The organism is Streptomyces sp., from assembly GCF_031181555.1.
In the GTDB taxonomy this organism is placed as follows: domain Bacteria; phylum Actinomycetota; class Actinomycetes; order Streptomycetales; family Streptomycetaceae; genus Streptomyces; species Streptomyces fimbriatus.
On the sequence record NZ_JAPSKQ010000024.1, the window covers coordinates 1 to 18,307 of the forward strand.

The following is an 18,307-nucleotide window of genomic DNA, read 5'->3' on the forward strand; positions in this document are numbered from 1 at the left end:
CATATCTGGCGTTGACTTTTGGCACGCTGTTGAGTTCTCAAGGAACGGACGCTTCCTTCGTACTCACCCTCTCGGGCTTTCCTCCGGGCGCTTCCCTTCGGTCTTGCGTCTCCGACTCTATCAGATCCTTTCGGACCCGATTCCCTGTCGGCGGGATTTGCCGTCGACCTTCGGCTTTCGCCTGTCGGCCTTTCGACATTCACTACGTTAGCCGATTCCCCCGCTCGATTCATAATCGAACTCTGCGGTTCGGAATTCAGACATGCGGACATGTCGAAACCGAGCCCGCTGAGGGCTGATCGTAAGTAGTGGGTTGGCCGCTTCCGGCTGCAGGCGATCGCCGTACCCGGTTCAAGCGGCTCGGACTACGTTACGCATCCACCAAGATCGAGTCAACTTCGTCGGCGCCTCGGGACATGGGCCCGGTACGGGCTCACGGTCGGGTCGTCGGCGACCCAGAAGCGCCAGGGGTGGACGGCTCCCTCGCCGGAGACTCCGGTGCGCGGACCATTGCGTACCTGGCCGGAGGGCACGGGGGTGCCGGTGAGCATGCGGAGGGGGGTGTCATCGGTGGTGCAGGCGTCCGTGCCGTTGAGGGCGCGATCGACACCCAGGGCCGTGGCCAGGCGGGCCGGGCCTTTGGCCAGTTCCTTGTCGTTGCGGGCCGAGAGTCGACGGGTGCGGGCCAGTTCCGCGCCCTCGACGATCTCGCCGGCGCGCAGCAGGACCGCGCTCGCCCGGCCCTCGGGACCGCACACCAGGTTCATGCAGAACCACATCCCATAGGTGAAGTAGACGTACACATGGCCGGGCGGACCGAACATCACGTCATTGCGGGCCGTGCGACCGCGGTAGGCGTGCGAGCCGGGGTCGTTCGGGCCGTCGTAGGCCTCGACCTCGGTCAGGCGGAGGGCGATCGGACCGTCGGGGGTGGTGCGCACCAGGATCCGGCCGAGGAGGTCGGGAGCGACCTCGAGGACGGGGCGGTCGAAGAACTTCCTGGGCAGGGGCGTACGGTCGGGGGTCGCGATCATGCCGTCCCAGGGTACTGGAGGCGAGCGGTGGCACGGGGTGGTCACCGGGCACCGCGCTTGCCAGGGTGGGGCACGGAACCGGCCACGGCCGGATCGCGTTGTGAGGGATCAAGGGTCCCTTCGCACGAGTCGGTGCAGGACGACGGATCAGGTGTGGCCCACGGGGGTCGCCCGGAGAGGGAGAGACATGGCGTTCAAGAAGCTGCTCGCGAGTCTGGGAGCAGGCGGGGCCTCGGTCGAGACGGTGCTGAACGAGGTCAACGTCGTGCCGGGCGGTGTCGTCCAGGGTGAGGTGCGGATCCAGGGCGGGTCCGTGAACCAGCAGATCGAGGGGCTGTCGGTCGGGCTGCAGGCCAAGGTCGAGGTGGAGAGCGGCGACCAGGAGTACAAGCAGGACATCGAGTTCGCGAAGTCCCGGCTGGGCGGTGCCTTCGAGCTTCAGGCGGGTGCGGTGCACGCGGTGCCGTTCGGCCTGGAGATCCCGTGGGAGACGCCGATCACGATGATCGACGGGCAGGCGCTGCGCGGGATGAACATCGGGGTGACCACCGAGCTGGAGATCGCTCGGGCCGTGGACTCCGGTGACCTGGACCCGATCAACGTGCACCCGCTGCCGGCGCAGAAGGCGATCCTGGACGCGTTCGTCCAGCTGGGCTTCCGGTTCAAGAACGCGGACATGGAGCGCGGTCACATCCGGGGCACCCGGCAGAAGCTGCCGTTCTACCAGGAGATCGAGTTCCTCCCGCCGCAGCAGTACCGGGGGCTGAACCAGGTCGAGCTGAGCTTCGTGGCCGACGAGCGGGCGATGGACGTCGTGCTGGAGATGGACAAGAAGCCGGGTCTGTTCAGCGAGGGCAGCGACACCTTCCGGTCCTTCGAGGTGGGGCTGAACGACTACCAGGGGACCGACTGGACGGCGTACCTCAACCAGTGGCTGTCGGAGGTCGGCAGCAAGCGCAACTGGTTCTAGGCTCGGTTCCCACCGGACGTAAACGATCAGGAGGTACCGAGGTGACCGAGCTCAAGCGGCGGCCGCTCCCCCATGACTTCCATCCGCCCGTGCCGTCGTTCACGGTGACGAGCGAGGACGTCGAAGAGGGGGCGACGCTCGGGGACGCTCAGGTCTACGCGGCCGGCAACACCTCGCCGCATCTGCGGTGGGAGGGTTTCCCGCCGGAGACCAAGAGCTTCGCCGTGACCTGCTACGACCCCGACGCCCCGACGGGCAGCGGGTTCTGGCACTGGGTGGTGTTCGACATCCCGGCCTCGGTGACCGAGCTGCCGGCGGGTGCGGGCAGCGGGAAGTTCGAGGGGCTGCCGGCGGGCGCGGTCCACGCCCGCAACGACTACGGCACCAAGGACTTCGGTGGTGCCGCGCCGCCGCCCGGCGACGGGCCGCACCGGTATGTGTTCACGGTGTACGCCGTGGACCAGGAGAAGCTCGGTCCGGACGCGGACGCGTCTCCCGCCGTGGTGGGCTTCAACCTGCGGTTCCACACGATCGCGCGCGCCCAGCTGATCGGTGAGTACGAGGTTCCCGCCGAGTCCTGAGCGATCCGAGCGTTCACGGAACGTTTGCCCGTCCCTGGTCTTGGAATTGATCAGGGGCGGGCACTTTTGTCACCGGAGGTCGCGGGAGTCGCCTCCCGCTGGAGCAGCGGATATTGCGTTGTCCATCCCGGCGTGCCCGGCCAGAGTTGATCCCAGCCCGCCGAGGGGTGGGCCGGTGCACACGGGAGGTGGGCTGGTATGCGGGACACGCTGGTACTGAACGCGAGCTTCGAGCCGCTGTCGACAGTGACGCTCAACCGAGCCGTCGTTCTTGTGCTCCAGGACAAGGCCGTCGTCGAGCAGGCCCACCCCGAACTGCGGATGCGGGGAGCCGCGGTCGACATACCGGCGCCCCGCGTGATCCGGCTCTGCCGGTACGTGAGGGTGCCGTTCCGAAGACAAGCGCCATGGTCGAGGCGGGGTGTCCTGGTGCGGGACCGGCACAGGTGCGCGTACTGCGGGCGGCGGGCGACGACCGTGGACCACGTGGTGCCGCGGTCGCAGGGTGGTGGGGACACCTGGCTGAACACGGTGGCCTCGTGCGCGGAGGACAACCACCGAAAGGCGAACCGGACTCCGGAGGAGGCGGGGATGCCGCTGCTGCGGCAGCCGTTCGAGCCGACGCCGGCCGACGCGATGCTGCTGGCGCTGGGGCAGGAGGACTTCGACGCGCTGCCGGAGTGGCTGGCTCAGCCCGCGGCCTAGCTCCGGCTCGGACGTCGTGCGACGGGCCCGCTTCCCTCGGGGAAGCGGGCCCGTCGTTCATGTCGGTGTCGGCGTCGGCGTCATGTCAGTCGATGGACGGCTTCTCGCGGCGCTCCTGGGCCGGGACGCTGCCCCCGGAAGCACCGTTGCCGCCCGAACCGCCGCCCATGGCGCCGAAGTTGCCCACGGCGCCGGAGAGGCCCTTGAGCGCGTCGCCGATCTCGCTGGGGACGATCCAGAGCTTGTTGGCGTCGCCCTCGGCGATCTTGGGGAGCATCTGGAGGTACTGGTAGGACAGCAGCTTCTGGTCCGGGTCGCCGGCGTGGATCGCCTCGAAGACCGTGCGGACCGCCTGGGCCTCACCCTCGGCGCGCAGGGCCGCGGCCTTGGCCTCGCCCTCGGCGCGCAGGATCTGGGACTGCTTCTCGCCCTCGGCGCGCAGGATCTCGGACTGCCGGACACCTTCGGCCTGGAGGATGGCGGCGCGCTTGTCGCGGTCGGCGCGCATCTGCTTCTCCATCGAGTCCTGGATGGAGGTGGGCGGTTCGATGGCCTTGAGTTCGACGCGGTTGACGCGGATGCCCCACTTGCCGGTGGCCTCGTCGAGGACGCCGCGCAGGGCCGCGTTGATCTCCTCGCGGGAGGTCAGGGTCCGCTCGAGGTCCATGCCGCCGATGATGTTGCGCAGGGTGGTGACGGTGAGCTGCTCGATCGCCTGGATGTAGCTGGCGACCTCGTAGGTGGCGGCCCGCGCGTCGGTCACCTGGTAGTAGATGACGGTGTCGATGTTGACGACCAGGTTGTCCTGGGTGATCACCGGCTGCGGCGGGAACGGAACGACCTGTTCGCGCAGGTCGATGCGGTTGCGGATGGTGTCGATGAACGGGACGACGATGTTGAGGCCCGCGTTGAGTGTCCGCGTGTAGCGGCCGAAGCGCTCGACGATGGCGGCGCTGGCCTGTGGGATGACTTGGATCGTCTTGATCAGGGCGATGAAGACCAACACCACCAGGATGATCAGGACGATGATGATCGGTTCCATCGTCGGTTCCCCGTCCCCTTCTTCGCCTCGGCGCCTTGGGCAGATCCTATGCCTGTTGAAGATCTTGCTGGTCGAGTCTGACAGACCGCAGCGGAACTCGGGGGTGGTTCGGCTCAGTTGCGTCGTGCGAGGTCACATGACGATGGCCGTGGCTCCCTCGATGTCCACGACGTCCACTTCCTGGCCCGCTTCATAGGCACGGTCGGCGTCGAGGGCGCGCGCCGACCAGACCTCACCGGCCAGCTTGATCCGGCCGCCGGAGCCGTCGACGCGTTCCAGGACGACGGCCTGTCTGCCCTTCAGGGCGTCCACGCCGGTGGCGAATTGGGGCCGCTGCGCGCGATGTCTGCTCGCGATGGGCCGTACGACGGCGATGAGGGCGGTCGAGACGACGGCGAAGACCGCGACCTGGGCGACGGCGCCGCCGCCGAAGATCCCGGAGACCACTGCCGCGGCGACGGCGCCCACCGCGAGCATGCCGAGTTCGGGCATCGCGGTGATCACGAGCCCGATGCCGAGCGCCGCCGCGCCGATCAGCCACCACAGCCATGCGTCGATGTCCACAGGGACATGGTAGGACCGTGCGCCCGGTCACCGACAGGGCGCGATCAGCGCGAAAGGGCCTTGGCGCTCGGCGCCTTGAGCGCCGGAGGGGTTCAGGACAGCGGGAGCCCCTGGGCGGTCCAGCGGTCACCGACCTGTTCGACGACGAGCGGCAGGCCGAAGCAGAGGGAGAGGTTGCGGGAGGTGAGTTCGAGCTCCAGCGGACCGGCGGCGAGGACCTTGCCCTGACGGATCATCAGGACGTGGGTGAAGCCCGGGGCGATCTCCTCGACGTGGTGCGTGACCATGATCATGGAGGGGGCGATCGGGTCGCGGGCGAGACGGCCGAGGCGGCGCACGAGGTCCTCGCGGCCGCCGAGGTCGAGGCCGGCGGCGGGTTCGTCGAGGAGCAGCAGCTCGGGGTCGGCCATCAGGGCGCGGGCGATGAGGGTGCGCTTGCGCTCGCCCTCGGAGAGGGTGCCGAACTTGCGGTCGAGGTACTCGCTCATGCCCAGGCGGTCGAGGAAGGCCCGGGCGCGCTGCTCGTCGACGTCCTCGTACTCCTCCTGCCAGCCGGCGGTCATGCCGTAGGCGGCGGTGAGCACGGTCTGCAGGACGGTCTGGCGCTTGGGGAGCTTGTCGGCCATGGCGATGCCGGCCATGCCGACGCGCGGGCGCAGCTCGAAGACGTCGGTGCCGGGCGTGCCGAGGGTCTCGCCGAGGATGGTGGCGGTGCCCTTGCTGGGGTAGAGGTAGCTGGACGCGACGTTGAGGAGGGTGGTCTTGCCGGCGCCGTTGGGGCCGAGGATGATCCAGCGCTCACCCTCCTTGACCGACCAGGAGACCTGGTCCACCAGAGCCCGGCCCTCGCGAACCACGGATACGTCCTGAAGCTCCAGAACATCGCTCATGAGCGCGTTGTCTCCCCTTGCAGTGTGGCCGGTCTCGGCTGTCGCGTACGCCTGTGCGTCGGTCCGCCGCACCCGTGGGCGCAGCCCTCCATGAAATCTACGCCACCGGCCGGGCCGGGCATTCCATCGGTCCGGTTGTTGGGCCTGTCTAGGCTGGGGGCATGCTCTCGGAACCGCGCTCTGGACGCCTCGCCGCTTGGGGAAATGCCCTTCTTGCCGGATTCGCCTCGCCGGATGACGCCGTGCTCGCCATCGTCGGTGAGGACGCGGTGCACCGGGTGGAGGGGCTGCCGGGTGAGTCCGCGCCCGTGGGGCTCACGCTGGCGCTGGGGCGGCTGCGGACGCTCGGGGTGACCGGACTGCGGGTGGCGCTGCCGGCCCCGGGGCACCCGCTGGGGCTGAGCGGGCCGCCGGAGTTCAACGCGCGGGCGCTGGAGGCGGAGGAGGCGGTGGTCTGCCACGGGGCCGCCTTCGGGCTGGTGCCGGAGGTGCACGAGGCCGGGCCCGAGGGTGATGTGCATGTGGAGGTCGTGTGGCACTGCCTGCCGGTGCGGGAGGCACCGCCCGCCGACGTGCCCTCGCTCGGTGAGGCCGAGCGGGAGCTGGCGGAGGCGCTGAGGGAGGCGACCGAGGCGCTGACGCGACTGGACGTGGCCGGGTCGGGGCCGGTGGCGGAGGCCGCGATCGACGCCTACCGGGCGCGCGTCGAAGGGACGGCGCGAAACGCCTCGGTGGGGGGCGGGCGGGGGCGCGAGGTACTGGCACCGGGGTATCCGCCGCGGGCGGCGCGGGTGCTGGAGCTGGCGCAGCGCGTGGGGACGCTGATCGCGCTGGCGGGTGCCTGCGGGCACGGGGGTGCGGTGAGCGCCTCGGAGATGGCGGCGCGCGGGGAGGCGTTGCGGCCGGTGGAGCGGACGGCTCGGCGGGCGCAGGTGGCGGCGTACAACTCCGTCGTGGAGGAGCGGGAGCGGGGGGTGCGGTGACGTCCCTCGGTCGTGGTGGCCGGCGTTGGCGCCGAGGCGGTGCCGGTCGCGCGCCCGGCGCTGCCGGGGTGCCGCCGGCGGCGGCATACGACCGGCCTCCCGGGTGGGGCCGGGAGGCCGGGTCCTCACCGGTCCGGTGACAGGCGTCAGTCGTTGACGGCCACGTTGCCGAAGGCCGGGTTCAGCAGGCCGATGACGTTCACGCTGTTGCCGGACACGTTGACCGGGACGTCGACCGGGACCTGGACGACGTTGCCGGAGACGACGCCCGGGGAGCCCACGGCCTTGCCGCCGGCGTGCGCGCCCTCGGTGGCGGAGGCCATGCCCGTACCGGCGGCGAGCAGGCCGCCGGCCACCATCGTCACGGCCGCTGCCTTCTTCAGGTTCTTCACTTTCCAAGCCCTCCTTGCGATGACCGCGGCAGGTGCCGCGGCACGCACTGGAGAACGGCGGGCACCCGGGGGAGGATGCGCCATTCGGGGGACATTCCCACGACGGTATGAATCTCTGATCGGAAGGGAACCTTCCACGCGGTCCGGGGCGTCGCGGGTCAGCCGCTCAGGCCGTGGCGTACGGCCCAGAGGGCGGCCTGGGTGCGGTCCGCCAGATCGAGCTTCATCAGGATGTTCGAGACGTGCGTCTTCACGGTCTTCTCGGACAGCACCAGGGCACGGGCGATCTCCCGGTTGGAACGCCCGTCCGCTATCAGGCCGAGCACCTCGCGCTCCCGTTCGGTGAGCGACCCGGCGCGCCCCTGGCCCGCGTTGGTCTCCTCCTGGGACAGCAGGGCACCGGCCACCTCGGCCTGGAGGAGGACGTGGCCGGCGTGCACGGAGCGGATGGCTCCGGCGAGCGCGTCGGGGTCGACGTCCTTGTACACGTATCCGGCGGCGCCCGCGCGCAGGGCCGGGACCACCGTGCGCTGCTCGGTGAAGCTGGTGACGATCAGCACGCGCGCGGGATGGCCCAGTTCGCGGAGCCGGCGCAGCGCGTCCACACCGTCCATGCCCGGCATCTTGACGTCCATGAGGATGACGTCGGGCTGCAACTCCTGCGCGCGGGCCACTCCTTCGGCCCCGTCCGCGGCCTCACCGACGACCTCGATGTCGTCCTGCACCTCGAGGAAGGTGCGCAGGCCCCGGCGTACCACCTGGTGGTCGTCGACCAGCAGCACCTTGATTGCGTCAGCCACCGGGGACCTCCATCTCGATCGTGGTGCCCTTGCCGGGCGCCGATTCCACGGTCATCCTTCCGCCGACCCCGCTCGCCCGGTCCCGCATGGAGACCAGGCCCAGATGGCGTCCCGCGCGGCGGACGGCCTGCGGGTCGAAGCCGCTGCCGTCGTCGGTGACCCGCAGGACGGCTCCGCTGCCGCGGCGGTCCAGGGTGACGTCGACGTGGTCGGCCCCGGAGTGCCGCAGGGCGTTGTGCAGCGCCTCCTGGGCGACGCGCAGCACGGCCTCCTCCTGGGCGGCGGGCAGGGCGCGCACGCCGTGGCCGGCGAAGGTGACGCGCGCGGTGTGGGCGCGGTCGAGGACCTGTATCTGGGTGCGGAGGGTGGCGACGAGGCCGTCCTCGTCGAGGGCCGCGGGGCGCAGCTCGACGACCGCTGCGCGCAGTTCGTCGGCGGCCTCGGCGGCCAGGGCGGCGACCTGCTGGAGTTCGCCCTTCGCCCGGGAGGGGTCCCGGTCCACGAGGCGGGCCGCGGCCTGGGCCGTCAGCCGGAGGGAGAAGAGTTTCTGGCTGACGGCGTCGTGGAGTTCGTGGGCGAGGCGGGAGCGTTCCTCGGCGATGGTCAGCTCGCGGCTGCGTTCGTAGAGCCGGGCGTTGGTGAGGGCGATCGCGGCGTGCTGCGCGAGGATGCCGAGCAGTTCCTCGTCGTCCTGGGTGAAGCCGCAGGTGCCTTCGGGTCTGGGGCACGGGGGGTGTCCCTCCGCGGGACGCAGCTTGTTCGCGAGGAACAGCGCGCCGATGACCTCGTCGCCGTCGCGGATGGGCAGGCCGAGGAAGTCGGCCAGATCGGGGTGGGCGCTCGGCCAGCCCTCGAAGCGGGGGTCCTGGCGCACGTCGGCGAGGCGCTGCGGCCTGGCCTCGTTCAGCATCGCGGCGAGGATGCCGTGCTGGCGCGGGAGGGGGCCGATGGCCTTCCACTGCTCGTCGCTGACGCCGTCGACCACGAACTGGGCGAAGCCGCCGTGGTCGTCGGGCACCCCGAGTGCGGCGTACTGCGCGTCGAGCAGTTCGCGGGCCGAGGCGACGATCGTCTTGAGGACGTCGCGCACCTCGAGGTGCCTGCTCATGGCCAGCAACGCGGAGCTCACCGCGGCGAGGCCGGACCGGGGGCCGTGGCTCATGTCCTCACCGTACCGGCGGGCTGTGACAGCGCGGATCGGACCTGTGACGGCCGTGGTCCGGTCCCCGGTCCTAGGACCAGCGGCCCGGGGAGGGGGACGTAGGGCGAAGGGACCCGGTTGCTGCGTCCGGGGCCCGAGGCGGTGGGGGCGGCCCGGTTCCTAGGTTGAGGGCACGCCGATCCGGCGGAGTCGAGGACGAGAGGGCGGATGTCATGCCGGTTGCGATCATCACGGGGGCCTCGAAGGGACTGGGGCTGGCGCTGGCCGGGGGGCTGGCAGCGCGCGGCTGGGATCTGGTGCTCGACGCGAGAAGCCCGGTCCTGCTCGCGGAGGCGGCCGGCCTGGTGTCGTCGCACGGTACGCGCGTGACCGCCCTGCCCGGGGACGTGACGGACGCCGGGCACCGCGCGGAGCTGGTGGCGGCGGCGGGGCGGCTGGGCGGGGTCGACCTGCTGGTGCACAACGCGAGCGCGCTGGGCGCCGAGCCGCTGGTACGCCTGGAGGAGCTGTCCCTGGACGGGCTGCGGCGGGCGCTGGAGGTGAACCTGGTGGCCGCGCTGGGGCTGGTGCAGGAGTCACTGCCGCTGCTGCGCGCCGCGCGGGCGGGCTCGGTGGTCGTGGTCAGTTCGGACGCCGCCGTCGAGGCGTACGCGACGTGGGGCGGGTACGGGGCCTCCAAGGCGGCCCTGGACCGGCTGGCGGCGGTGCTGGCGGTGGAGGAGCCGGGGCTGCGGGTGTGGGCGGTCGACCCCGGGGACATGGACACGGACCTGTACGCGGCGGCCGTACCGGATGTCGAGGGTCCGCTGCCGGAGCCGGCCAGTGTGGTGCCGGCCTTCCTCCGGCTGCTGGACGAGCGGCCGGTGAGCGGTCGCTACGCGGCTCCGGCGCTGCTGGAGGGAGCGCGGTGAGCCTGACCGTTCGAGTGCCGGAGGAGCTGTCGGCGCGGGTGCCGGTCGAGCAGCGCGGGCCCGGACTCGACCGGGACTCGGTGCGGCTGCTGGTGTCCCGGGGCACGAGGGTGTCGCACCACGCCTTCGTGGAGCTGCCGCGGCTGCTGCGGGCCGGGGACCTGCTGGTGGTGAACACCTCGTCCACGCTGGCGGCGGCCGTCGACGGGTGGATCGGGCACGCACGCGTGGTGGTGCACTTCTCCACGCGCGGTGACGACGGCCGGTGGGCGGTCGAGCTGCGGGATCCCGACGGACGCGGCACCACGCGCGCGCGTGCGGGTGCGCCCGCGGGTACGGAGGTGCGGCTGGTCGGGGGCGCGCGGCTGGTCCTGGAGGCGCCGCTGAGCGCGCACGGGGAGCGGCTGTGGTGGGCACGCGTGTCGCGGGACGTGCTCGGGATCCTGCGGGAGCACGGGCGGGCCGTCCGGTACGCCTACACGGAGCGGGACCAGCCGTTGTCGGCGTACCAGACGGTGTTCGCGCTGCCGTCGCCGGACGGGGCGGGCAGCGCGGAGATGCCGAGCGCGGGGCGGCCGTTCACGGCGCGGACGGTGGTGGAGCTGGTGAGCCGCGGAGTGCAGTTCGCGCCGGTCACGTTGCACGCCGGGGTGGCGTCGGCGGAGGCGCACGAGCCTCCGTACCCGGAGCGGTTCGTGGTGCCGGAGGCGTCGGCCCGGCTGGTCGGCGCGGTGCGGGCGGCCGGCGGCCGGGTGATCGCGGTGGGGACGACGGCCGTGCGGGCGGTGGAGTCGGCGGCCGGAGCGGACGGGGTGGTGCGGGCCAGCGCGGGGTGGACCGGCCTGGTGGTGACGCCGGAGCGCGGCGTGCGGGTGGTGGACGGGCTGCTGACCGGGCTGCACGAGCCGGAGGCCTCGCATCTGCTGATGCTGGAGGCGGTCGCGGGACGGGCGGCGGTCGACCGCGGTTATGAGGAGGCGCTGCGCGGGCGCTACCTGTGGCACGAGTTCGGGGACGTGCACCTCGTACTGCCGGAGGAGTGAAGGGCATCACCCTCACACATTGAATTGCTTCAGCAACTATCAGTGAGGTCCACGGGCGGACGATGTGAGGCCGCACATAGGGCACACATCACGTACGAAGAGGATTAGGAGAGACATACCGACCATATGAGCGGGACAAACAGTCCCCTCTGTCACGATTTACCCCTCCCGATCCACTATCCGACTTCGTACGTCACACCTTTGCCTGGCCATTTTGCGGCCGCTAAGAATGGCTGCCGTCGCTCAGCGCCGCGGGTCCCGCTCGCGGCGTTTTGCCGGAAATATCCCTGTCCCCCACCGGACACTGAGCGACCTCCGCGCTATTCGAAGAGGTCCACTCCGCATGCCGAAGAACTTCCTCACCCGTGGTCATAGTCGTGCTCTGAACCGCCATCACAAGATCGCCGCTGCCGGTGTCGCCGCCCTCGGTGCCGCCGCCATCGGTTTCTCGGCGGTGCCGAGCAACGCGTCGACGACCACCACGAGCGAGGCCGCCGTTCCCGCCGCGAAGGTGGCGTACAGCACCGAGCAGATCAAGGACGTCAAGGCCGGCATCACCGACCAGATGGCCGGCGCCAGCCTGAAGATCGAGAAGATCGAGGCGAAGCTCGAGGCGGAGAAGGCTGCCGCGGCCCAGGCCGCCGCCGAGAAGAAGGCCGCCGTGGCCGCCGCGAAGAAGAAGGCCGAGAAGGCGCGCCAGGCCAAGGAGGCCGCCAGCCGTGCCGCCGAGCGCGCCGAGGTGAAGAAGGCCGCTCCGAAGACCTACAGCAACACCCTGGACGGCTGGATCCGCGAGTCCCTGGCCATCATGAAGAAGCACGGCATCCCGGGCTCCTACGAGGGCATCCACCGCAACATCATGCGGGAGTCCTCGGGCAACCCGAAGGCCATCAACCTGTGGGACATCAACGCCCAGAACGGCATCCCGTCCAAGGGCCTGCTGCAGGTGATCCCGCCGACGTTCGAGGCCTACCACGTCCCGGGCACCCCGAAGAACATCTGGGACCCGGTCGCCAACATCACCGCGGCCTGCAACTACGCGGCCGACCGCTACGGCTCGATGGACAACGTCGACAGCGCGTACTGAGGTCGGCGCGGACCTCTTCTCGCGAACACAGACGCCGAAGGGCGGCACCCTCCTGACGAGGTGCCGCCCTTCGGGGCCGTACGGCGCCGGTTACTTGCGCATGACCTCGGGCTCGTGGCGGCGCAGGAAGCGGGCCACGAAGAAGCCGCAGATCACACCGAGGGCGATCAGGGCGGCCATGTCCATGCCCCAGGTGCCGAGGGTGTGCTCCCACAGCGGGTCGGTGTCGCCGCCCTCCTCCGGCGGGCTGATCCTGTTGAAGTCCAGCGTGGCGCCGGCGGCGGCCACCGCCCAGCGCGACGGCATCAGGAACGAGAACTGGTTGACGCCGACCGTGCCGTTCAGGGCGAACAGGCAGCCGGTGAAGACGACCTGGATGATCGCGAACATCACCAGCAGCGGCATGGTCTTCTCGGCGGTCTTCACCAGCGACGAGATGATCAGGCCGAACATCATCGAGGTGAAGCCCAGCGCCATGATCGGCAGGGAGAGCTCGACCAGCGTGGCGCCGCCGAGGAGCAGGCCCTCCTGCGGGATCTCCCGGCTGGAGAAGCCGATCACGCCGACCATCAGGCCCTGCAGCACGGTGATCATGCCGAGCACGAACACCTTGGACATCAGGTACGCCGAGCGGGACAGGCCGGTGGCGCGCTCCCGCTCGTAGATGACCCGTTCCTTGATCAGCTCGCGCACGGAGTTCGCGGCACCGGCGAAGCAGGCGCCGACCGCGAGGATCAGCAGGACCGTGGTCGCCGTGCCGTTCGGGATGATCCGGCCGGTCTGCGGGTTGGGCGGGTTGGGCAGCAGGCCGCGGTCCGGGTCGATGAGCAGGCTCACCGCGCCGAGGACGGCCGGCAGGATCACCATCAGGGCGAGGAAGCCCTTGTCGGAGGCGATCACCGAGACGTAACGGCGCACCAGCGTGACGAACTGCGACATCCAGCCCTGCGGCTTCGGCGGCCTCATGGCCTGCATCGCCGGGACCTGTACGGGCTGCGGCGCGACGGCGTCGATGTCCGCGGCGTACATCTGGTAGTGCTGCGAGCCCTTCCAGCGGCCCGCCCAGTCGTAGTCGCGGTAGTTCTCGAAGGCGGAGAAGACGTCGGCCCAGGTGTCGTAGCCGAAGAAGTTCAGCGCCTCCTCGGGCGGGCCGAAGTAGGCGACGGATCCGCCGGGCGCCATCACCAGGAGCTTGTCGCACAGCGCCAGCTCGGCCACCGAGTGGGTGACGACGAGCACCGTACGGCCGTCGTCGGCGAGGCCGCGCAGCAGCTGCATGACGTCGCGGTCCATGCCCGGGTCGAGGCCGGAGGTCGGCTCGTCCAGGAAGATCAGCGACGGCTTGGTCAGCAGCTCCAGGGCGACCGACACGCGCTTGCGCTGACCGCCGGAGAGGGAGGTGACCTTCTTGTCCTTGTGGATGTCGAGCTTCAGCTCGCGCAGCACCTCGTCGATGCGGGCCTGGCGCTCGGCGGCCGTGGTGTCGGCCGGGAAGCGGAGCTTGGCCGCGTACGTGAGGGCCTTCTTGACGGTCAGTTCCTTGTGCAGGATGTCGTCCTGCGGGACCAGACCGATGCGCTGACGCAGCTCGGCGAACTGCTTGTACAGGTTCCGGTTGTCGTAGAGGACCTCGCCCTGGTCGGCCGGCCGGTACCCGGTGAGCGCCTTGAGCAGGGTCGACTTGCCGGAGCCGGACGGGCCGATGACCGCGATCAGCGACTTCTCCGGGACGCCGAAGGAGACGTCCTTGAGGATCTGCTTGCCGCCGTCGACCGTGACGGTCAGGTGCCGCGCGGAGAAGGACACCTCACCGGTGTCGACGAACTCCTCGAGCCGGTCGCCGACGATCCGGAACGTCGAGTGGCCGACACCCACGATGTCGGTGGGGCCGAGCAGTTGCGAGCCGCCCTTGGGGATCGGCTGGCCGTTGACGTAGGTGCCGTTGTGCGAGCCCAGGTCGCGGATCTCCATGCGACCGTCGGGCGTCGAGTGGAACTCGGCGTGGTTGCGGGACACCTGGAGGTCGGAGACGACCAGGTCGTTCTCCAGGGCACGGCCGATGCGCATCACGCGGCCGAGCGAGAACTGGTGGAACGTGGTGGGGCTGCGGTCGCCGTAGACCGGCGGCGCCCCCGCGCCACCGCCGGGGCCCTGCTGCTGCGGGATGTGCGGCGCGGACGGCTGCGGTGCCGCGTGCTGCTGCCAGCCTGCCTGCGCGGCGGGCGGCTGCTGCTGCGGTGCCTGCTGGGCCCAGCCCGGATTCGCCCCCTGGGCCGCGTACGGCTGCTGCGGCTGGGCCTGCGGCGCGGCGGCCGGGGTCGCGACGCCGGCGCCGGACAGTGTCACGCGCGGTCCGTCGTTCGCGTTGCCCAGGTTCAGCACCGTGTCGGAGCCGAACTCCAGGTGGTGGATCCGCTGTCCCTGCACGAACGTGCCGTTGGTGCTGCCGTGGTCCTCGATGACCCAACTGCGGCCGTTGAAGCTGATCGTGGCGTGACGCCAGGAGACCCTGGCATCGTCCAGCACCACGTCCCCCTGCGGATCACGTCCGAGGGTGTAGGACCTGGACGGATCGAGCGTCCAGGTCCGTCCGTTTGTTTCCAGTACGAGTTCCGGCACTCCATGCCCCACTGAGTTGTCCCCCGAGTTTCCCCCATCGCAGGGAGTCTAGGGATGTCGAACATCGGGGGGAACTATTTCAGGCTCGGCCCTCTGACCGAAAGTCGGGCCTTGTCACGACCGCGCACCAACGCATCCACCGTCTTCGTCACCGGGGTTGAAATCGGCCCGGAGAGTGGTAAACCACGCGAGGGGGACATGCGCGGCCGCCTCGCCGCGCCGCGGATCGGGGGGTCTGCCCATGGGTGCTGCCACGAGCGCCGGAGCCGCGGAGCACGGTGCGCGCGTGCCGTGGGCGGATGTCGTCATGTCCGCGGTCGCCGCGGTGAGCTGGGCTTTGATCGGGATGGCGGGGACCGCCGCACTCGGGCTGCGCCTGCTGGGCGCGGACGCGGCGGGTTCCCTGGGGCCGATGACCGCGGCGGTGGTGGCTCTGGGCGCGGGCGGTTCGGTCACGCCGTCCGGCGACGTGGCCGCCTTCGGACTGCCGGGGGCGGAGGCCGGCGCGGCCGTCGACATCACGCCACTGGGCGTGAGCCTGGTGGGCGCGCTGCTGCTGTCGTACTTCTTCCTGCGGTCCCTGCGGGCGGCCGGGGTCGTGGTCTCCGGAGCCGAACTCCTGGCGCGCGCGGGCACCGTGGTGACGCTGTTCGCCGCGATGGCGGGCGGGCCGGTCCGGGCCGGGCACGACGTCGTCACCCTCGACGGGGGTTCGCCGGGGCCGGCCGGCCTGCCGGGCGGGGGTGGGTTCGAGGTCCCGGGGCCGGGTGGTCCCGGGGACGCCGAGGGCCTGCTGCCGGACCGGATCGGTGATCTCGTCGGCGCGGAGGCGGAGGTCGGGTTCACCGTCGACACGGCACCGACGCTGCTCGGTGGCCTCGGCTGGTCGGCCGGCGTCCTGCTCGTCGCGCTGCTGGCGTCCCGCCGCACTCCCCTGCCGCGCGGCTGGGACGCCGTGCACCGGGCCGTCCGGCCGGCCGTGTCCGCCCTCGTCACGGTGGGGCTGGTGGCGGTGGCGGCGGGGTACGCCGCGGCGGGGTACGCGGCGATCGGCGACGACCATCCCCGGCGGATCGCCGGAGCGGCGCTGCTGGGGGCGCCGAACGGGGTGTGGCTCGGCCTGCCGATCGGCCTGTTCGTGCCGTGGGACGGGCGGGCGGGCGGAATTCTGCTGGGGGTGCTTCCCGATCCCTTGGACGAGCTCCTGAGGGCGGGCTCCGACCAGGCCGTCACGCTGGGACGGCTGGCCGAGCTCGACGGGCGGGTGTGGCTGCTGGGGGTGGCGGGCGCGTCGGCGATGCTGCTGGCGGGGGTCCTGACGGCGGCGCGGACGCCGGTGGGGCACGCGGCGGCGCGGGCTCCGGGAACGGCCGGCTTCGCGGCGCGGTGTGCCCTGAGGCTGGGCGTCGCGACGGCCCTGACGCTGCCGTTGCTGGTCCGGCTGACGGAGGTGTCCGTGAACGCCTCGCTGTCCGTCCTCGGGTTCGACGCGTTCGGCGCCGGCATCGAGCTGCGCGGGCACCTCGGCGTGGCGTTCCTGCTGGGCGCCGCCTGGGGCGCGGGGGCGGGCGCGGTGGGGGCGCTGCTGGCCCGGGCGAGCGGGGCCGCCGGGCGGCGGGCGGCCCCGCCGGCACGGGGTGACAGGGAGACCGAGGGCGCCGGGGGGGCGCGGCGTGCGGCCCGCGGAGGACTTCGGGGGCCGGGAGCACGGGGTGCGCCCCGCCGCCGCGCGGCCCGGTCCGTACACACCGGGGGCTCCGTACCGGCCACCGGATCCGGGCACCGATCCGTACCTGCGGGTGCTCCGGGGATCACGGGAACCGCAGGGGCCGCGGGAGCCGGGAGCGCCCGAGGGCGCGCGGCCGCCCGGCGGTCCGCCGGCCCCCGGTGACCGTGGCGGGCCCGGTGACGTCTACGGCGCGCCCACGGTGACCGGGCCCGTGACCCCGCCCCGGCACGGGCCCGGGCGGGGTCGCGGGCCGCGGGGCCGGGGCGGGTCGCGGGGCGGAGAGCGGTCCTCGTTGTGGCCGGACGAGGTACCAGCGCCTCCGCCGTCCCCTCCCCCGGCGCCGCGCAAGCCGGAGGACGGCGGGCGCTGATCCGCGAGAGCCGGGCGGAGACGGCGGCACGGGCGGGGACGACGGACGGTGGGCAGCGGCTGCCGGCAGGCGGGGCGCAAGGTCCGGGACGCCTCGGCGGCACCCGGTGTCCGCTGTCCGCCAGGCGGACCTCGGGGGCGCAGGGCACTGGGTGCCGGATACGGTGGGAACACCATGAGCGCATCGCAGACCTCCGACGTCCCCACTCTCCTTGTCAAGATCTTCGGCAAGGACAGGCCGGGCATCACGGCCGGCCTCTTCGACACCCTCGCCGCCTACTCGGTCGACGTGGTCGACATCGAGCAGGTCGTCACCCGCGGCCGCATCGTGCTCTGCGCGCTCGTGACCGAGCCGCCCAAGGGGCTGGAAGGGGATCTGCGGGCGACCGTCCACAGCTGGGCGGAGTCGATGAAGATGCAGGCGGAGATCATCTCGGGCATCGGCGACAACCGTCCTCGCGGGCTCGGCCGTTCCCTGGTCACCGTGCTGGGCCACCCCCTCACCTCGGAGGCGACGGCGGCGATCGCCGCGCGGATCACGAAGGCCGGCGGCAACATCGACCGCATCTTCCGGCTCGCCAAGTACCCGGTGACGGCGGTGGAGTTCGCGGTGTCCGGGGTGGAGACGGAACCGCTGCGCACCGCGCTGGTGACCGACGCGGCCCGGCTCGGGGTCGACATCGCCGTGGTCGCGGCGGGGCTGTACCGGAGGGCACAGCGTCTGGTCGTCATGGACGTGGACTCGACCCTCATCCAGGACGAGGTGATCGAGCTCTTCGCCGCGCACGCCGGCTGTGAGGACAAGGTCGCCGAGGTGACGGCGGCGGCGATGCGCGGGGAGCTGGACTTCGAGCAGTCGCTGCACGCGCGTGTGGCCCTGCTGGAGGGGCTGGACGCCTCCGTGGTGGACAAGGTGCGCAGCGAGGTGCGGCTGACGCCGGGTGCCCGCACCCTGATCCGTACGCTGAAGCGACTCGGCTGCCAGGTGGGCGTGGTCTCCGGCGGGTTCACCCAGGTCACGGACGATCTGAAGGAGCGGCTGGGGCTGGACTTCGCCCAGGCGAACACCCTGGAGATCGTCGACGGGAAGCTGACCGGCCGGGTCACCGGCGAGATCGTGGACCGGGCGGGCAAGGCCCGGCTGCTGCGCCGGTTCGCGGCCGAGGCGGGGGTGCCGCTGTCGCAGACCGTGGCGATCGGTGACGGTGCCAACGACCTGGACATGCTCAACGCGGCCGGTCTCGGGGTCGCCTTCAACGCCAAGCCGGTGGTGCGCCAGGCGGCCCACACCGCGGTGAACTTCCCCTTCCTCGACACGGTCCTGTACCTGCTGGGCATCACCCGTGAAGAGGTCGAGGCGGCCGACACGCTCGACGCGGGCTGAGCCGTCGGAGCCGGGTCACGGCACGGGCAGGGCCCGGCTTCC

Annotated in this window: 16 protein-coding genes and 1 pseudogene; 9 read left to right on the plus strand and 8 right to left on the minus strand. The window is 71.6% G+C overall.

The features are described 5' to 3' along the window. Positions 1–392 precede the first annotated feature (392 nt). On the minus strand, positions 393–1,034 hold the full coding sequence (locus tag RIM90_RS07725) for a DNA-3-methyladenine glycosylase (RefSeq protein ID WP_309059830.1): 642 nt from the start codon (positions 1,032–1,034) through the stop codon (positions 393–395). A 187-nt stretch (positions 1,035–1,221) separates the two neighbouring features. Here RIM90_RS07725 and RIM90_RS07730 point away from each other — a divergent pair, with 187 nt between their 5' ends. The 3 genes from RIM90_RS07730 to RIM90_RS07740 all read left to right on the plus strand — a co-directional run bounded on the left by RIM90_RS07730 (position 1,222) and on the right by RIM90_RS07740 (position 3,290). Then, the gene (locus RIM90_RS07730) at positions 1,222–2,004 is read left to right on the plus strand and encodes a sporulation protein (protein ID WP_309059831.1); all 783 of its coding nucleotides are present in this window, start codon (positions 1,222–1,224) and stop codon (positions 2,002–2,004) included. Between the two features lie 41 nt (positions 2,005–2,045). Next, positions 2,046–2,585 (plus strand): YbhB/YbcL family Raf kinase inhibitor-like protein, encoded by a 540-nt coding sequence (locus tag RIM90_RS07735; protein WP_309059832.1) that lies wholly within the window; start codon positions 2,046–2,048, stop codon positions 2,583–2,585. Between the two features lie 198 nt (positions 2,586–2,783). Then, positions 2,784–3,290 carry an HNH endonuclease gene (locus RIM90_RS07740; RefSeq protein WP_309059833.1) on the plus strand — a complete coding sequence of 169 codons (507 nt, stop codon included), beginning with the start codon at positions 2,784–2,786 and terminating at the stop codon, positions 3,288–3,290. An 85-nt stretch (positions 3,291–3,375) separates the two neighbouring features. On the opposite strand, the gene RIM90_RS07745 is transcribed toward RIM90_RS07740, so the two are convergent. The 3 genes from RIM90_RS07745 to RIM90_RS07755 form a co-directional block, all read right to left on the minus strand. Next, positions 3,376–4,332 carry an SPFH domain-containing protein gene (locus RIM90_RS07745; RefSeq protein ID WP_309059834.1) on the minus strand — a complete coding sequence of 319 codons (957 nt, stop codon included), beginning with the start codon at positions 4,330–4,332 and terminating at the stop codon, positions 3,376–3,378. A gap of 132 nt (positions 4,333–4,464) precedes the next feature. Continuing rightward, a complete protein-coding gene (locus RIM90_RS07750) occupies positions 4,465–4,896 on the minus strand; it encodes an NfeD family protein (RefSeq protein WP_309059835.1) in 432 nt (143 codons plus the stop codon). 92 nt (positions 4,897–4,988) lie between these two features. Further along, positions 4,989–5,786, minus strand: a complete 798-nt coding sequence (locus RIM90_RS07755) for an ABC transporter ATP-binding protein (RefSeq protein WP_309059836.1) — start codon at positions 5,784–5,786, stop codon at positions 4,989–4,991. A 161-nt stretch (positions 5,787–5,947) separates the two neighbouring features. Between RIM90_RS07755 and RIM90_RS07760 the strand changes: the two genes are divergently transcribed. Beyond that, the gene (locus RIM90_RS07760) at positions 5,948–6,769 is read left to right on the plus strand and encodes a hypothetical protein (RefSeq protein WP_309059837.1); all 822 of its coding nucleotides are present in this window, start codon (positions 5,948–5,950) and stop codon (positions 6,767–6,769) included. A gap of 146 nt (positions 6,770–6,915) precedes the next feature. Here RIM90_RS07760 and RIM90_RS07765 read toward each other — a convergent pair whose 3' ends face one another. From RIM90_RS07765 to RIM90_RS07775, 3 genes are all read right to left on the minus strand, one after another. Then, positions 6,916–7,161, minus strand: coding sequence for a chaplin (locus tag RIM90_RS07765; RefSeq protein WP_309059838.1), 246 nt, complete (start codon positions 7,159–7,161; stop codon positions 6,916–6,918). A gap of 158 nt (positions 7,162–7,319) precedes the next feature. Next, positions 7,320–7,961 (minus strand): response regulator transcription factor, encoded by a 642-nt coding sequence (locus RIM90_RS07770; RefSeq protein WP_309059839.1) that lies wholly within the window; start codon positions 7,959–7,961, stop codon positions 7,320–7,322. Beyond that, positions 7,954–9,123 (minus strand): GAF domain-containing sensor histidine kinase, encoded by a 1,170-nt coding sequence (locus RIM90_RS07775; protein WP_309059840.1) that lies wholly within the window; start codon positions 9,121–9,123, stop codon positions 7,954–7,956. The genes RIM90_RS07770 and RIM90_RS07775 overlap by 8 nt, the downstream gene beginning before the upstream one ends. A gap of 212 nt (positions 9,124–9,335) precedes the next feature. Here RIM90_RS07775 and RIM90_RS07780 point away from each other — a divergent pair, with 212 nt between their 5' ends. The 3 genes from RIM90_RS07780 to RIM90_RS07790 all read left to right on the plus strand — a co-directional run bounded on the left by RIM90_RS07780 (position 9,336) and on the right by RIM90_RS07790 (position 12,164). Further along, positions 9,336–10,034, plus strand: coding sequence for an SDR family oxidoreductase (locus RIM90_RS07780; protein WP_309059841.1), 699 nt, complete (start codon positions 9,336–9,338; stop codon positions 10,032–10,034). Continuing rightward, positions 10,031–11,077, plus strand: a complete 1,047-nt coding sequence (locus RIM90_RS07785) for an S-adenosylmethionine:tRNA ribosyltransferase-isomerase (RefSeq protein ID WP_309059842.1) — start codon at positions 10,031–10,033, stop codon at positions 11,075–11,077. Before RIM90_RS07780 ends, RIM90_RS07785 begins: the two co-directional genes overlap by 4 nt. A 343-nt stretch (positions 11,078–11,420) precedes the next feature. Continuing rightward, positions 11,421–12,164, plus strand: coding sequence for a transglycosylase SLT domain-containing protein (locus tag RIM90_RS07790; RefSeq protein WP_309059843.1), 744 nt, complete (start codon positions 11,421–11,423; stop codon positions 12,162–12,164). A gap of 90 nt (positions 12,165–12,254) precedes the next feature. Here the strand turns inward: RIM90_RS07790 and RIM90_RS07795 are convergent, their stop codons facing one another. Further along, a complete protein-coding gene (locus RIM90_RS07795; RefSeq protein WP_309059878.1) occupies positions 12,255–14,783 on the minus strand; it encodes an FHA domain-containing protein in 2,529 nt (842 codons plus the stop codon). A 241-nt stretch (positions 14,784–15,024) separates the two neighbouring features. On the opposite strand from RIM90_RS07795, the pseudogene RIM90_RS07800 reads away from it, so the two are divergent. Together RIM90_RS07800 and serB are read left to right on the plus strand one after the other, a co-directional pair. After that, positions 15,025–16,882, plus strand: a pseudogene (locus RIM90_RS07800) (streptophobe family protein). 174 nt (positions 16,883–17,056) lie between these two features. Then, positions 17,057–18,265: a phosphoserine phosphatase SerB gene (serB, locus tag RIM90_RS07805; RefSeq protein WP_309059845.1), complete on the plus strand. Its 1,209-nt coding sequence runs from the start codon at positions 17,057–17,059 to the stop codon at positions 18,263–18,265. The last annotated feature ends 42 nt before the right edge of the window (positions 18,266–18,307 follow it).